General features: G+C 59.1%; 11 protein-coding genes. 4 read left to right on the top strand and 7 right to left on the bottom strand.

Translation table 11 applies throughout. The features are described 5' to 3' along the window. Positions 1-3 precede the first annotated feature (3 nt). On the bottom strand, positions 4-966 hold the full coding sequence (locus V2S86_RS03065; protein ID WP_330761172.1) for a thiamine pyrophosphate-dependent dehydrogenase E1 component subunit alpha: 963 nt from the start codon (positions 964-966) through the stop codon (positions 4-6). Between the two features lie 252 nt (positions 967-1,218). On the opposite strand from V2S86_RS03065, the gene V2S86_RS03060 reads away from it, so the two are divergent. After that, positions 1,219-3,978, top strand: coding sequence for a LuxR C-terminal-related transcriptional regulator (locus V2S86_RS03060; RefSeq protein WP_330761171.1), 2,760 nt, complete (start codon positions 1,219-1,221; stop codon positions 3,976-3,978). A gap of 105 nt (positions 3,979-4,083) precedes the next feature. On the opposite strand, the gene V2S86_RS03055 is transcribed toward V2S86_RS03060, so the two are convergent. Next, a complete protein-coding gene (locus V2S86_RS03055; protein ID WP_330763144.1) occupies positions 4,084-4,647 on the bottom strand; it encodes a YagU family protein in 564 nt (187 codons plus the stop codon). Positions 4,648-5,046: 399 nt separating this feature from the next. Between V2S86_RS03055 and katG the strand changes: the two genes are divergently transcribed. Next, positions 5,047-7,245 carry a catalase/peroxidase HPI gene (gene katG / locus V2S86_RS03050; RefSeq protein ID WP_330761170.1) on the top strand — a complete coding sequence of 733 codons (2,199 nt, stop codon included), beginning with the start codon at positions 5,047-5,049 and terminating at the stop codon, positions 7,243-7,245. A 153-nt stretch (positions 7,246-7,398) separates the two neighbouring features. On the opposite strand, the gene V2S86_RS03045 is transcribed toward katG, so the two are convergent. Continuing rightward, the gene (locus V2S86_RS03045; RefSeq protein ID WP_330761169.1) at positions 7,399-8,298 is read right to left on the bottom strand and encodes an AraC family transcriptional regulator; all 900 of its coding nucleotides are present in this window, start codon (positions 8,296-8,298) and stop codon (positions 7,399-7,401) included. 196 nt (positions 8,299-8,494) lie between these two features. Between V2S86_RS03045 and V2S86_RS03040 the strand changes: the two genes are divergently transcribed. After that, entirely contained in the window at positions 8,495-9,088 is a 594-nt protein-coding gene (locus V2S86_RS03040; protein ID WP_330761168.1) for an NAD(P)H-dependent oxidoreductase, read from the top strand. A 91-nt stretch (positions 9,089-9,179) separates the two neighbouring features. On the opposite strand, the gene V2S86_RS03035 is transcribed toward V2S86_RS03040, so the two are convergent. After that, a complete protein-coding gene (locus V2S86_RS03035) occupies positions 9,180-10,367 on the bottom strand; it encodes a sugar transporter (RefSeq protein ID WP_020439444.1) in 1,188 nt (395 codons plus the stop codon). A 315-nt stretch (positions 10,368-10,682) separates the two neighbouring features. On the opposite strand from V2S86_RS03035, the gene V2S86_RS03030 reads away from it, so the two are divergent. Continuing rightward, positions 10,683-11,369, top strand: coding sequence for an aspartyl/asparaginyl beta-hydroxylase domain-containing protein (locus tag V2S86_RS03030; RefSeq protein ID WP_330761167.1), 687 nt, complete (start codon positions 10,683-10,685; stop codon positions 11,367-11,369). Positions 11,370-11,407: 38 nt separating this feature from the next. On the opposite strand, the gene V2S86_RS03025 is transcribed toward V2S86_RS03030, so the two are convergent. Genes V2S86_RS03025 through livM form a run of 3 tightly spaced genes read right to left on the bottom strand, consistent with a single transcriptional unit; the run spans position 11,408 to position 14,279 of the window. Beyond that, on the bottom strand, positions 11,408-12,124 hold the full coding sequence (locus V2S86_RS03025) for an ABC transporter ATP-binding protein (protein ID WP_006319835.1): 717 nt from the start codon (positions 12,122-12,124) through the stop codon (positions 11,408-11,410). After that, positions 12,121-12,996 (bottom strand): ABC transporter ATP-binding protein, encoded by an 876-nt coding sequence (locus V2S86_RS03020; protein ID WP_330761166.1) that lies wholly within the window; start codon positions 12,994-12,996, stop codon positions 12,121-12,123. The genes V2S86_RS03025 and V2S86_RS03020 overlap by 4 nt, the downstream gene beginning before the upstream one ends. After that, positions 12,993-14,279 carry a high-affinity branched-chain amino acid ABC transporter permease LivM gene (gene livM / locus V2S86_RS03015; RefSeq protein WP_330761165.1) on the bottom strand — a complete coding sequence of 429 codons (1,287 nt, stop codon included), beginning with the start codon at positions 14,277-14,279 and terminating at the stop codon, positions 12,993-12,995. Before livM ends, V2S86_RS03020 begins: the two co-directional genes overlap by 4 nt. Positions 14,280-14,285: the final 6 nt, after the last annotated feature.

Raw genomic sequence — 14,285 nt, 5'->3', positions numbered from 1 at the left:
CCCTCAGTAGGAAACGTAGACGTCGGTCAGCAGGTCTTCCGGGGCCGGATAAGCGGCCGCGCGGGCTTTCGTTACGGCATCCTCGACCAGCGCTTCAACTTCCGCGTCGATCGCCGCCAGTTCCTCCGGGGTGATCTGTTTTTGGATCTTGTCGGTAAAGATCTTCAGCGGATCGTGCTGTTCACGCAGACGTTGGACCTCCCCCTCGGCGCGGTACAATGCCGGATCGCCCTCGAAGTGGCCGTGCCAGCGGAAGGCCTTGGCCTCAATCACGCTGGGGCCGCCCCCCTCGCGAGCGCGCTTGACCGCCTCGGCGGTGGCTTCGTAAACGGCAAAGAAATCGGTGCCGTCGACCGTCACCGCCGGAAGGCCGAAGCCAGCCGCACGTTTGGCGATATCGCGGCCGCCGACGGCGTAGTCATGGCCGGTTCCTTCGCCATAGCCGTTGTTCTCGAAAATGAAGACGGCCGGCAATTGCAGCACCACGGCCATGTTCATGGCTTCAAATACCAGGCCCTGGTTGGACCCGCCATCGCCGGTGAAAGACACGCCGACCTTGCCGGTTTTCAGGGTCTTGGCCGTCAGCGCGGCACCGATGGCCAACGGAGGGGCTCCGCCCACGATAGCATTCGCGCCCAGCATGCCTTTCGACAGGTCGGCGATGTGCATAGAGCCGCCCTTGCCACGACACAAACCGCTGTCCTTACCGAAAATCTCGGCCATCATGCCGTGAATATCGCAGCCTTTGGCAATGCAGTGGCCATGCCCACGGTGCGTGGAACCGATGAAATCGGCGTCGGTCAAATTTTCGCAGACCCCCACCGCAATGGCCTCCTCACCGGTATAAAGGTGAATGAAGCCCGGAATGTCACCGCTGGTATTTTCCTGATGCAGGCGCTCCTCGAAGGTCCTGATCTCGCGCATCTTACGGTAAGCCTGCAGCAAAGCCTGTTTGCTCAGCGTCATCTGATTCTCCTCAATAAGGGGCGGACAGGCGGGGCTATTTGACAGGGTGAACACACCCTAACCACACCGATACAAAAAATGTACGGGCGTTTCGGGAAGCTGCGAAGCCACCCTAATGGGGGGGTAAGTGGGGGTTTTCATGCTCGAGGTCAAAGTTTATGAATTTTGTTTATCTATCCAGAACGACGGCTCCGTTTCATCCCGGGCTCTGACGTACAATTGAAAAAACAAAATACGGGCAGGCAACCACGGATGAAGCAATCGGATTTTGCAGGTTCCCAATCTACATCGTTGGTCTCGGGGCCTTTGCGGCTGACGAGAGGCTTGCCGCTTATCCTGACCAAATTCGTCCCGCCGCGCTCCTCTATCCTGTTGCTGCAGCGCCCGCGCCTGCTCAAGCGCCTTGATCAAGTGCGCCTGCGGCGTCTGGCCGTCGTTTGTGCGGGCGCGGGATTCGGCAAAACCACGCTGTTGGCGCAATGGCACCAGCAGTTGATCGGCCAGGGTGAACGCGTTGCCTGGCTCAGCCTTGATGAGGACGACGATGACGTCTGGCAGTTCATCCCTTATCTGCTGCATGCTTTGCGCCCGCTCTATGCCGACTGGGACGCCGATTTTTGGCAGAACATGGAAGAGCAAGCGCCCTCGAGCTCGCTGCAGTTGCTGGCTGGGCTGATTAACCAATTGCATTATTGTCCGCACGACCTGTATCTGATCATCGACGACTTCCATATGATCAATGACGCCGGCATACATGAAGCCCTGAGCTATCTGCTCAGGCATGCGCCTGCGGCGCTGCATCTGATCATCGGCAGCCGGTTCCACCCGAGCCTGTCGCTGAGCCGCCTGCAGGCCCAGGATCAGTTGGTGGAAATCTATGATCAGGACCTGCAGTTCACGCTCGAAGAAACCCGGAACTATTTCAGCCAGACGGTCGCCGTGCCGCTCAGCAATCAGGATGCCCTTCGGCTGCTGTCCGCGACGGAGGGCTGGATCGCGGGCATGAAGATCGCCTCGTTGTCCCCCGAATTGCGTGAAGACCCTGGGCACCTGATCCACAATCTGCGCGGGGGAACGCGGTCCATCGCCCGTTATCTGAAAGAAGTGGTGCTCGATCCGTTGCCGGCGGAAGTGCTCGACTTCCTGATGCAAACGGCGTTTCTCAATCGTTTAAATGCCGGGCTGTGCAACGCCGTCACCGGGCGTGACGACAGCGAGGCGATGCTGGAATGGATTGAACGGCACAACCTGTTCCTGTCGGCCCTTGACGAACAAGGCTATTGGTTCCGCTATCATCCTCTCTTGCAGGAAACCCTGTGCGTGGCATTGCGCCATCGCGCCGATATCAACCTCAAACAGTTGCACGAACGCGCCAGTCATTGGTTCGCCGAACAGCTGTTGTGGGCTGAGGCGGTACGCCATGCGCTGGCCGCCGGCAAGCCGGTTCATAGCCCCGGCCAGGATGGCGCGAGCGCGCAATCCCTGGCTGAAGAGGGAGATATCGATACTCTGGTTTCCTGGATGCGTCACTTGCCGGCGAGCGTCGATCCGTCGCGCATTGACCTTCAAATCAATTTGGCCTGGGCGCTGGCGCACTATTTCCGCTTCGATGAATCGCGACAGTTGCTCGACAGTCTCGACCAAATGGTGGCGGATCACCGTGACGGGATGGCCCGCAGCGCCTGGATCAAGTTGCGGGTAGTGCGCGCCATCTGCGAAGCCTTTGCCGAAAACATCCCCGAGAGCCTGGCGATTGTCGAGCCTCTGCTGGCCGAAGTGCCGTGCGGCGATACCTGGGTCGATGGCCTGATCTGCAATATTCTCAGCTACTGCCACGTGGTTAACCAGCGCTATGCCGAGGCCCTGGCGGTCCAACGCCATATGCCCAGCCCGGACAGCCCGCTGGACAATCTGTTCGTCTCGGTTTATCGCGCTTTCATCATCGCCCAATGCCATCTTTGCCAAGGCGATTTGGAGAACGCCGAGCGGTATGCCGGCAATGCCTTACGCCAGGCCGAGCGTTATACCGGCCCCCAGTCGACCAGCGGAGCGACACTCGCGCCGCTGCTGGCGGAAATCGCCTACGAGCGCAGGCCCCTTGAGTCGCTCGCTCCTCTGCTGGCGGATAGGCTCGAACTCATCGACCGTTTCAGCCCACCCGACGCGCTGAGCCGTTGCTACGCCTACCTTGCGCGGCAGGCCCTGCATGACGGCATGCCGCAGGAGGCAGAACGGCTGCTGGAACATGCGCAGCAGTTGGCGGTGTCTCGCGGGTGGCGCCGGTTGCAGGCTCTGTTGTTGGCCGAGCAAGTTAGAGTGCGTCTGCAACGTGCGGATCGCCCCGGTGCGGAGCAGTTGCAACGGCAGTTGGAACAGCTGGCGCGCCATGCCAGGATTGATGCCGAACATCCTTGTCAACGTGCGATCGCACAGCATGCGGCACTCAGCCGCAGCCGCCTGTTGCTGGCCGCCGGCCAGATGCCGCAAGCCTGCAAACTGCTGGCCGAGCTGGTTACCGAACAGGAAAACCGACGCGACTGGCTCACCGCTGCGCGCCTACGTGCGCTCTGGTCATTAGCCTTGTGGAAAGCCGGTAAAAACGCGGCTGCCTGCACTGCGCTGCAACCTGTTCTGCCACTGGCTGAACACCCGCATCTCATGCGAAGCTTTCTTGATGCCGGCGACACCTTGCAACCTTTGCTTCTCCATATGCACGAAGGCCCTGCTGCCTGCAAAGAGCAAGGTGCGCAGCGTCGCCTGGCAGATAAGGGCGCGCAGACCGGGGAAAGGCAGCTTCAGAGCAGCCATGACGTCTATTGGGGGCTCAGTGAACGCGAACTTCAGGTATTACGCCTGATCGCCGAGGGCCAGACGAACAAAGACATCGCTCGTTCCCTGGCTATTTCTGCACAGACCGTGAAATGGCACCTCAAGAACACTTACGCCAAGCTCAACGTCAACAGCCGTACCCAAGCCATGAGCCGTGCACTTGAAATGAAATTGCTGGATTAACAGGGCGTTAAAGAATTTCCCAGGGCAAGGCCCCGGCATGAGAACGATAATCAACGAGAAGGAAAAGCCCTGTACATTCAGGGCTTTTATGCCTATCGCGTTGACTTAACGGAAGGGTGAGCTGAGAGGAACTTCCGCATCCGGCTGGTGCGTTATTCTGTTGCGCAGGTCACGCCGAACAAGTTCGATCGCCCAGAACCAGAATGCATGCCCCAGTATTTCTGAAACATACTCCTCGACGGGTAGCATGGATAAAGGCGGCGTTAAGCCAAGCAGCGGGAAACTGATGCCGTGAACGCACACCGTGGCAATTAAGCCGGCGAGCACGCCCTGCCAGAGTTTTACTTTCGGGAAGACTTCGGCAACCACGCAGTAGCCGATGGCAAACACCAACGAGAAAATAATGTGCGTCACCATAACCGGATTGATCACATGCTCCGAAAAGGTGTAAACCGTTGCCGTCGGATCTATGCCCAAATAATCTCTCAGGAAAAGATAGGGTGGATTAAACTCCGCACGCCCATCCAGAATGGTCCTTGGCGGAAGCGGCACTTCTGCGCCCCACTTAACGAAGGCAGACAGCAGCCCGGCGATAACGCCGACAAAAAGCGCGACGCCATAGCGGCGCCTTTCCCGCGGCGTTTGCACAAAAAAATCCCTAATTTTCATATCCATCCCCTAAAAGCCATGAGTATTTATCGTTCAGCAATCAGGTTATATCCTCACCAAAGCGTGATATTGATCACGATCATTTTTTGTTACCTTTGGTCGTACATTTTCAAGAGAAGGGGAACAGGTTTAGTTAATCAGTAGCGGAAACCCGAGCGCTTTTTACTTTTGGTGGCCATGGTTTCCCGGTAATGCCTATCAATCCAATCAACCCCAATAGCCTGTAACTATTACAGAATTCAACCATTCCTATTTTATCTCGCGCCAACCACTGTCTAAGCTTACTACTGAGTTTCCTTCCACCTACTTGCAGGTTCAGGCTGTGAAACCCAATAACGATCAGATTGACTCAGAGGTTCCCCCATTGGCGCAACATCCGACACAAGCAGAGAGCGCATCATGACAACTGAAAGCAAATGCCCATTTTCGGGCGGCGGCAACAAGACCCTTCCCCAGCGTGGCAATTCGAACCAGGACTGGTGGCCAAACCAACTTAGTCTGCAGCACCTGCACCAACACTCTTCCCTGTCCGACCCGATGGACAAAGACTTCAACTACGCCGACGCTTTCAACAGCCTGGATCTGGCGGCGGTCAAACAAGATTTGCATGCCCTGATGACCGACTCGCAGGAATGGTGGCCGGCGGACTTCGGTCACTACGGCGGCCTGTTCATTCGCATGGCCTGGCACAGCGCCGGCACCTACCGCATCGGCGACGGCCGGGGCGGCGCAGGCTCCGGCCAGCAGCGTTTTGCCCCGCTCAACAGCTGGCCCGACAACGTGAGCCTCGACAAGGCGCGCCGGTTGCTGTGGCCTATCAAACAAAAGTACGGCCGCAAAATTTCCTGGGCCGACCTGTTGATCCTGACCGGCAATGTGGCGCTGGAATCGATGGGCTTCAAAACCTTTGGTTATGCGGGCGGCCGCGCCGACGTTTGGGAGCCGGACGACGTTTACTGGGGGGCGGAGAAGATCTGGCTGGAAACGAGCGGCGGCGAGAACAGCCGTTATTCAGGTGACCGTGATCTCGAGAACCCTTTGGCGGCAGTGCAAATGGGCCTGATCTACGTGAACCCGGAAGGCCCGGACGGCAATCCCGACCCGATCGCCGCAGCGCGCGACATCCGCGAGACCTTCGCCAGAATGGCGATGAATGACGAGGAAACCGTCGCGCTGATCGCCGGCGGCCATACCTTCGGCAAAACCCACGGCGCAGGCCCCGCTTCGCACATCGGCCCCGACCCGGAAAGTGCAGGTTTGGAGCAGCAGGGCCTCGGCTGGCAAAGCACCTTCGGCACCGGCAAAGGGAAAGACGCCATTACCAGTGGCCTTGAGGTCACCTGGACCACCACCCCGACCCAGTGGAACCACGACTTCTTCCGGCACCTGTTCGAATATGAGTGGGAGCTGTCGCAAAGCCCGGCCGGCGCGCACCAGTGGGTGGCCAAAGACGTCGGCGAGACCATTCCCGACGCGTTCGATCCGGCGAAGAAACATCGCCCTACCATGCTGACCACCGACCTGTCGCTGCGCTTCGATCCGGCGTACGAGCAGATTTCACGCCGCTTCTTCCAGAATCCGGATGAGTTCGCCGACGCCTTCGCCCGCGCCTGGTTCAAACTGACCCATCGCGATATGGGCCCACGCGCACGCTATCTCGGCCCGGAAGTCCCGGCGGAGGAGCTGATTTGGCAGGATCCGGTTCCGGCGATTAATCATAAGCTGATTAATCAGCAGGATATCGCCGATCTCAAAGGCAAAATCCTGGCCTCCGGCCTGCCGATTTCACAGCTGGTTTCCACCGCCTGGGCTTCAGCTTCCACCTTCCGCGGTTCCGACAAACGCGGCGGCGCCAACGGTGCCCGTATTCGTCTGGCTCCGCAGAAAGATTGGGCGGTGAATCAGCCCGCGCAACTGGCGCAAACGCTGGCCACGCTGGAAGGTATTCAGCGCACCTTCAACGATGCACAGACCGACGGCAAAAAGGTCTCGCTGGCGGATTTGATCGTGTTGGCAGGCTGTGCGGGCGTTGAGCAGGCGGCGAGCAATGCCGGCCACCCGGTAACCGTTCCTTTCACGCCGGGGCGCATGGACGCTTCGCAAGAGCAAACCGATATCGAATCGTTCGCGGCCATGGAGCCGGTGGGCGACGGTTTCCGCAACTACCTCGATACCCGCTACCGCATTTCCCCCGAGGCGTTACTGGTGGACAAGGCGCAGTTGCTCACCCTGAGCGCGCCGGAAATGTCGGTGCTGCTGGGCGGGTTGCGGGTGTTGAACGCCAACGTCGGCCAAAGCCGGCACGGCGTGCTGACCCAGCGGCCAGAAACGCTCACCAACGACTTCTTCGTTAACCTGCTGGACATGGGCACAATCTGGAAAAAGGCGGATGAGGACGGCGTGTATGAAGGTCACGACCGCCAGACCGGTGCGCTGAAATGGACGGCAACCCGCGCCGATCTGATCTTCGGTTCGCACGCGCAACTGCGCGCGCTGGCGGAAGTTTATGGCAGTGCAGATGCTCAGGAGAGTTTTGTTCGGGACTTTGTCGCCGCCTGGAACAAGGTCATGAACCTCGATCGCTTCGATATCGCTTAAGCATCGTTTAAAGATCGCTAAAACAGCCCGCTTGAGGCCACTCAGGCGGGTTTTTTGTCTCTATCCCCCGCACTTGTCAGCCCTGGACAGGCAACGTTCGGCATACTCCGGCGGGTTTATCGTGGCCGTGTGAGCGCAGTACAAATGCGGATATCAGCCGGCCTCGCGTATCCGTTTGATATCGCGTAACGGAGGCGCGCCAAACAGACGGGTATATTCACGGCTGAACTGCGAGGCGCTCTCATACCCGACCCGCACCGCCGCGCTGCCGGCATCCAACCCTTCATTCATCATCACCTGCCGAGCCTCCTGCAAACGCAGGTTCTTCAAATATTGCAGAGGGCTCATGCCGGTCAAAGCGCGGAAGTGCAGCCTGAATGTCGATGGACTCATGCAGGCTTTGGCAGCCAAGGCCTCCATCGACAAATCCTGCGTAAAGTTGAGTTTGAGCCACGACAACACCCGGGCGATTTGCTGGCTTGGCGATCCCTGCGCGACCAAACTCCGTAATGTCGGCCCATATTGCCCGTTCAGCAACCGAATGGTGATCTCCTGCAAGATCAGCGGGTAAATCGACGCCATCAACGCCGGTTCATCCAACAGGCTAACCAAGCGACTCACCGCCTCCAGCAAGCCATCGTCCAGTTCAACTACCGATACCCCCCTGCCGCCGGACGCTTTCGCTCCCGCGACGACATCCGGGTCGGCCGCCAGCTGCGAGATAAGCCGGGCATCCAGTTCCAGGCGCAGCCCCAGGTAGGGCTCGGCGACGCTGGCCTGGGTAACATAAGACACCACCGGCAGATCAACCGAGGTAATCAGCGACTGGCCAGGCCCGTAGTCGAAGATCTCATTGCCGAGCGTGACCCGCTTTCCTCCCTGAACGGTTAACCCCAACCCCAGCCCGTAGATACAGGGCATCGGCGTCGTGACGGCATTTCTGCGGTAAATCGTCAGTGCAGGTATGCCGGTAGGGTAATCTCCATCGGCATCGGCAATCTTCGCCACCAGACTGGCCAGCGTCGCGTTGTTCGCTCTGGTGAGGGTCAGCATTGGGTTCGCTCTCGCAACGAAAAAGGGTCAGCAAAAAGTCTATCATCTCGCCGTCCCCTTATTGCAGGTATCAATGCCAATCCGTTGAATCAGGCAAGAATTGAATCGAATCCGGCAAGCGCTTCGTACCTTGTTCCGGCGATACTGTTCGCCATCGAGACATCCTCTTGGCCCTTCCCATCACACAGGTTCAATTATGAAAAACGTTCTGATAATCAACACGCACCAGTTATACGAAGGTATCTCGTCAGGCGGTTTAAATGCGACCCTGCTCGGCGTGATCCGCGACGAGATGGAAACGCGCGGCCATAAAGTGCAGCAGACCGCTATCGAGCAAGGTTACGATATTGCCGAAGAGGTGAGAAAGCACCTCTGGGCCGATATCATTATCCTGCAATCGCCGGTCTACTGGTTCGGCACGCCCTGGATCTACAAAAAATATGTCGACGAGGTCTTTACCGCCGGGTTGATGCAACAGAGCATGCTGATCGATGACGGCAGAACCCGCCAGGACCCGGACCGGCAATACGGCAGCGGCGGAAAAATGCAGGGCAAAAAATACATGCTGTCGTTAACCTGGAACGCCCCGCAGCAGGCCTTTGACGATAATAATCAGCAGCTCTTCGCCGGCAAATCCGTCGATGACATCTTCGTCAGCAATACCGCCAATTATAAATTCTGCGGCGTCGATATCCTTCCCGCCTTCTCCTGTTTCGACGTGATCAAATCCCCGGACATCAGCAATGACATAGAACGGCTGAAACAGCACCTGACGAACGCATTCGGCTAAGCAGCGCCGCATTTCCCGCTTCATCATTTTCGACCGCCGGCGATCTCTGCCGCAATCCCCGCTTAAGGCAACTTAAGCGGGCTTTTTGTTTTCAGGCCCGATGCTGCAATAAACGCTCGCTGCGATAGAAGCTGAACAGGCACCAGCCCAGAGCAATCAGCGCCAGCGGCGCGCCGACAAAGCCGATATTGCCCATGCCCAGGTGCAGGCTGACCTGATTGCCCAGCAGCGCACCGGCGCCGATACCGAAATTGTACAACCCGGAGTAGATTGACATCGCGACGTCGGTGGCATCCGGCGCCAGGTTCAACACCTTGGCCTGCATCGACAGGCCAATCGCCATGATCGCCACGCCCCATACCGCAAACAGCAGCGTCAGGTGGGTTTCGTCACCGGAGGCCGGCAGCAGCAGTAACAGGCTCAACATCAACAATGCGATGGCACCGATGAAAAAGCCCGACGGGAAACGTTCGCTGAAGCGGCTGAACAACAGGCTGCCGAAAATGCCGGCGGCCCCGAACAACAACAGCATCAGGGTGGTGAAGTTTTCCGACAGCCCGGCCACGGTCTGGATAAAGGGTTCGATATAGCTGTAGGCGGTAAAATGCGCCGTCACCACGATAATGGTCAGCATATACAGGCGAACCAGCGCCGGGCGCTTAAACAGCACCGGCACGCTGGCCAGGGAGCCGGAATGCTCGCTTTTCAGTACCGGCAACAGGCGCCACAGCAGCGCCAGCGCGAAGGTGGCGCAGACCGCGATGCCGATAAAGGTCATGCGCCACCCCAGCAACTGGCCGACGATGCGCCCCAACGGCAGGCCAAGCACCATCGCCAGCGCGGTGCCGCCCGCCAGCATGCTCAACGCGTGCGCTTTCTTGCCTGCCGGCGCTACACGAATCGCCAGCGAGGCGGTGATCGACCAGAAGACCGAGTGGGCCAGCGCGACCCCGGCACGGGAAATCACCAGCGTGGTGAAGTTCCATGCCACGGCGGTCAACACATGGCTGGCGATAAACAGAACAAACACCCCGATCAGCAGTTTGCGGCGCTCAATCTTGCTGGTCAGCAGCATGCACACCAATGAGGCGGCGGCGACGATCCAGGCGTAAATCGTGATGATCAGCCCGACCTGCTCGGTTTGCATCGAGAAGCTTTGGGCGATATCGCTCAATAGCCCGACCGGAATAAACTCGGTGGTATTGAAGATAAAGGCCGAAATGGCGAGGACAACCACGCGCAACCAGGCGGTCGAGCGCGAGACGTGGGTGTGTTCCATATTTAACGGGGTCCGAACAGGTGCGAGCAGTAGCGATATTTTAACCAACTGCCGATTAAAATGCGATATGCGTCACATTTTTATTGTGCTGTATTTTTCGACAACGGGCTCAGGCCGGTACCTGGTTTGCTGCCGGACAGGAACGCCTGTTGCCGGTAAATCTGTCGGGCCGATCCCCTGTTTCCCCCTTCCGGTCTCATCGCTGGCCACTGCCACTCCCGCATGGCGAAAGGCTGTGCTAATCTGTTGAACCTATACCCTTTTTCTCACCGTTGTTGATCTCCCGGCAGTCGCATCTTATTTAACGAGGACACCATGTCATTTATCTATGATTGGGCAGTGCTGCGGTTACGCGATATTTACGATCGCCGCATCACCGGCGCGCCGGTGCTCGACAGCGATCGCCTGTTCCCCGACGCACAACGTTTTACCGCCGCCTGGCCGCAGATACGTGACGAGGCACTGAGCGTTGCCCAGGATCTGCGCAATATCCCGCGTTTTCACGAAATCATGAGCGAACAGGCGTCGATCTCCGCCAACGATGCGCGCGACTGGCGGATGTTTATCATGCAGGCCTATGGCCAGCCGATAACCCGCAATCTTGAACGCTGCCCGACGCTGGCCGGGTTGATCGCCACCTCGCCGGACGTGCTTTCCGCCTCGCTGTCCTTCCTGGCACCCGGCAAGCAGGTGCCGGCGCACCGTGGCCCGTTTCGCGGCATTCTGCGCGGTTATCTGGTGCTGTCGATGCCCAAACGGGCCGACGGCGTTCCCGCAGCGGTGCTGAAAGTCGATGGGCGCGAATACCGGTTGAACGAGGGGGAATTTATGCTGTGGGATGACACCTTCGAACACGAAGTGTGGAATGACAGCGAGGACGTGCGCACCGTGCTGCTGCTGGATATTCGCCGCCGCGATTTGCCTGCCGGCCTGCGCATGTTGTCCAGCGGCATCATCGCGCTGGTGCGGCTGAACGTGCGCTGGATCCAGCGCCAGTTCTAAATCGATGGCCGGGAGCTTCCCTGCCCCGGCCCGACGGTTCAAACCCCGCCCAGATAGGCTTTCCTCACCTCCTGATTGCTCAACAACTCCGCACCGCTGCCGGTCAGGCGAATTTGGCCGTTGACCATCACATAGCCGCGATCGGACAGTTTCAGCGCATGGTTGGCATTTTGTTCCACCAGAAACAGCGTCATGCCGCCACGGGTCAGTTCGCGCAGAATACTGAAGATCTGTTTGACGATAATCGGCGCCAGCCCCAGGCTCGGCTCGTCCAGCAGCAACAGCTTCGGCCGGCTCATCAGCGCGCGGGCGATGGCCAACATCTGCTGCTCGCCGCCGGACATGGTCATCGCACGCTGGTTGCGCCGTTCTTTCAGGCGCGGGAACAGATCGAACATGCGCTGCAAATCTTCATCCACATAGCGGTTGCCAAGGGTAATGGTGCCCATCAGCAGGTTTTCCTCCACGCTCATATCCGGGAAAATACGCCGCCCTTCGGGTGCCTGGGCGATGCCGCTACTGGCCACGTAATGGGTGGAACGCCGGCTGATATCCTCGCCGCGAAACAAGATCTGCCCGCCGCTGATCCGCGGCTGGCCGAAAATCGACATCAGCAGCGTGGATTTCCCCGCGCCGTTGGCGCCGATCAGCGCGACGGTTTCCCCTTCGTTCACCTGCAACGACACCTGCTGCAACGCCTGAATCGGGCCATAAAACACGTCTACGTCGCGAAACTCCAACATCGCGTTGCTCATCCCGCCAGCTCCTCTTCATCCGCACCAAGGTAAGCGGCTATCACCGTATCGTTATGCTGAATTTCTTTCGGCGTGCCTTCGGCGATCACGTCACCGTGATCGAGCACGATCACCCGATCGGAGATCTCCATCACCATGCCCATATCGTGTTCGATCAGCAGCACCGTAATGCCGTGATGCTGGCGCAGAAAACGGATAATGCGGCTCAGCGTCGCCGTCTCCACCGGGTTCAGCCCGGCGGCCGGTTCATCGAGACAAATCATCTCCGGCGTGGTGCACATGGCGCGGGCGATTTCCAGCCGCCGCTGCTGGCCGTAAGACATCTCCCCCGCCAGCCGGTTGGCGCAGTCCGTCAGCTCCACCACCTCCAGCCAGTAGAAGGCGCGGTTCAGCGCGTCGTTTTCCGCCCGGCGATAACCGGGCGTATTGAGCACGCCGGCGATCAAATTGCGGTTGCTCAGCATGTGCTGGGCCACCAGCAGATTCTCCACCACCGACATCTCGCGGAACAGCCGGATATTCTGGAAGGTACGCGCCAGCCCGGCGCGATTGACCAGATGGGTGCCGCCGAACATTTTATAGTAGACGCGCGACCCAAGCCGCTTTGGGTTAACCCAGTCGCCGGCGCGGAACTTCTGCCCCAACACCTGGATAACGTCGGTCGGCCGCTTATGGGTATTGAGCAGAATCGCACCGCCGGTGGCGCGGTAGAAACCGGTCAGGCAGTTGAACACCGTGGTTTTTCCAGCACCGTTAGGGCCAATCAATGCGGTGATGGAACCGCGTTCAACCGACAGATTCACGTCGTTCAGCGCCTTGATGCCGCCAAAATGCATCATCAGGTGCTCAACCCGCAAGATAGCGTCGTTCATGGCGCCACCCCCTTGCGCGGCGCAAAGCTGGTGCGGCTGATCCTTACCAGCCCGCGCGGCCGCCAGATCATCATCGCTACCATCAGCACGCCGAACAGCAGCACCCGGTATTCGGCAAAGCTGCGCAGCAGTTCCGGTGCAACCGTGAGCACAAACGCCGCCAGCACCACGCCGATGGTTGATCCCATGCCGCCCAGCACCACGATCGCCAGGATCAACGCCGACTCAAAGAAAGTGAACGACGTGGGATTGACGAACCCCTGATAGGTGGCGAAAAACACCCCGGCCAGCCCGGCGGTGGAAGCGCCCATCATAAAGGCCGACAGCTTCACCAGCACGTGGTTCAGGCCCAACGAACGGCAGGCGATTTCATCCTCGCGCAACGCCTCCCAGGCGCGGCCGATCGGCATGCGCGTCAGCCGGTGTTTGATGTACAGCACCAGCAACACCACCAGGAACAGCACCGTATAGATAAAAATAAACTTCAGATTGGGGTTGTAGGTAATACCGAGGAATTCGTGGATCGGCACGCCGCCGTCCTTCGCCCGCCGGCCAAACTCCAGGCCGAAGAGGGTCGGGGCCGGCACCGAAACGCCGTTCGGCCCGCCGGTCAGCGACATCCAGTTATTCAGCACCAGCCGGATGATTTCACCGAACCCCAACGTGACGATCGCCAGATAGTCGCCGTGCATGCGCAACACCGGGAACCCCAGCAACGCCCCCGCCAGCGCCGCCATCAGCGCCCCCAGCGGCAGCATCGCCCAAAACCCCAGCCCAAGATACTGGTAGCCCAGCGCCAACCCGTAGGCGCCGATGGCGTAAAACGCCACATAGCCCAGATCCAGTAGCCCGGCCAGCCCAACCACAATGTTCAGACCCAGCCCAAGCAACACGTAAATCAACCCCAGTATCGCCACCGTCAGCAGGTATTTGGTGGCGACGAACGGGAACAGCAACGCAATCACCGCCATCAGCGGCATAATCCAGCGCAGGCTGGTCTTGGCCCCTATCGGCCGGACATACACCCCGTCATTGCCGCCGTCAAAGCGCGTCAGCAGTTTGCGCCCCGGCGCAGTTTGCAGGAACAGGCTCAGTAGCAACCGCCCGGCCATCACTGCGGCAATAATCCACACCAGCCGGCGCGGCTCAAAGTTAAAGCTGTAGCCGTTCAGCACGATGCCAACGATCGGCCCAAACACGATCAAAGCAATCAGCCCCGCCAGCACGGCATCCAGCAGGCTGCGTTTCACGTTCAGCCCTTGGTGAACCACTGTTTGCGACATAGTTTT

Origin of the sequence: Serratia sp. C2(1) (assembly GCF_036352655.1) — a bacterium.
Classification (GTDB): domain Bacteria; phylum Pseudomonadota; class Gammaproteobacteria; order Enterobacterales; family Enterobacteriaceae; genus Serratia; species Serratia inhibens.
The sequence above is the reverse complement of the archived record's forward strand: the minus strand, read 5'-3'. Positions and strand labels throughout refer to the sequence as shown.

Bases quoted from the DNA above. Each gene is read 5' to 3' on its own strand.
- V2S86_RS03025 (WP_006319835.1), bottom strand. From the start codon at position 12,124: ATGAGCAACGCGATGTTGGAGTTTCGCGACGTAGACGTGTTTTATGGC.
- V2S86_RS03035 (WP_020439444.1), bottom strand. From the start codon at position 10,367: ATGGAACACACCCACGTCTCGCGCTCGACCGCCTGGTTGCGCGTGGTT.
- V2S86_RS03045 (WP_330761169.1), bottom strand. From the start codon at position 8,298: ATGCTGACCCTCACCAGAGCGAACAACGCGACGCTGGCCAGTCTGGTG.
- katG (WP_330761170.1), top strand. From the start codon at position 5,047: ATGACAACTGAAAGCAAATGCCCATTTTCGGGCGGCGGCAACAAGACC.
- V2S86_RS03020 (WP_330761166.1), bottom strand. From the start codon at position 12,996: ATGAACGACGCTATCTTGCGGGTTGAGCACCTGATGATGCATTTTGGC.
- V2S86_RS03060 (WP_330761171.1), top strand. From the start codon at position 1,219: ATGAAGCAATCGGATTTTGCAGGTTCCCAATCTACATCGTTGGTCTCG.
- livM (WP_330761165.1), bottom strand. From the start codon at position 14,279: ATGTCGCAAACAGTGGTTCACCAAGGGCTGAACGTGAAACGCAGCCTG.
- V2S86_RS03040 (WP_330761168.1), top strand. From the start codon at position 8,495: ATGAAAAACGTTCTGATAATCAACACGCACCAGTTATACGAAGGTATC.
- V2S86_RS03065 (WP_330761172.1), bottom strand. From the start codon at position 966: ATGACGCTGAGCAAACAGGCTTTGCTGCAGGCTTACCGTAAGATGCGC.
- V2S86_RS03055 (WP_330763144.1), bottom strand. From the start codon at position 4,647: ATGAAAATTAGGGATTTTTTTGTGCAAACGCCGCGGGAAAGGCGCCGC.
- V2S86_RS03030 (WP_330761167.1), top strand. From the start codon at position 10,683: ATGTCATTTATCTATGATTGGGCAGTGCTGCGGTTACGCGATATTTAC.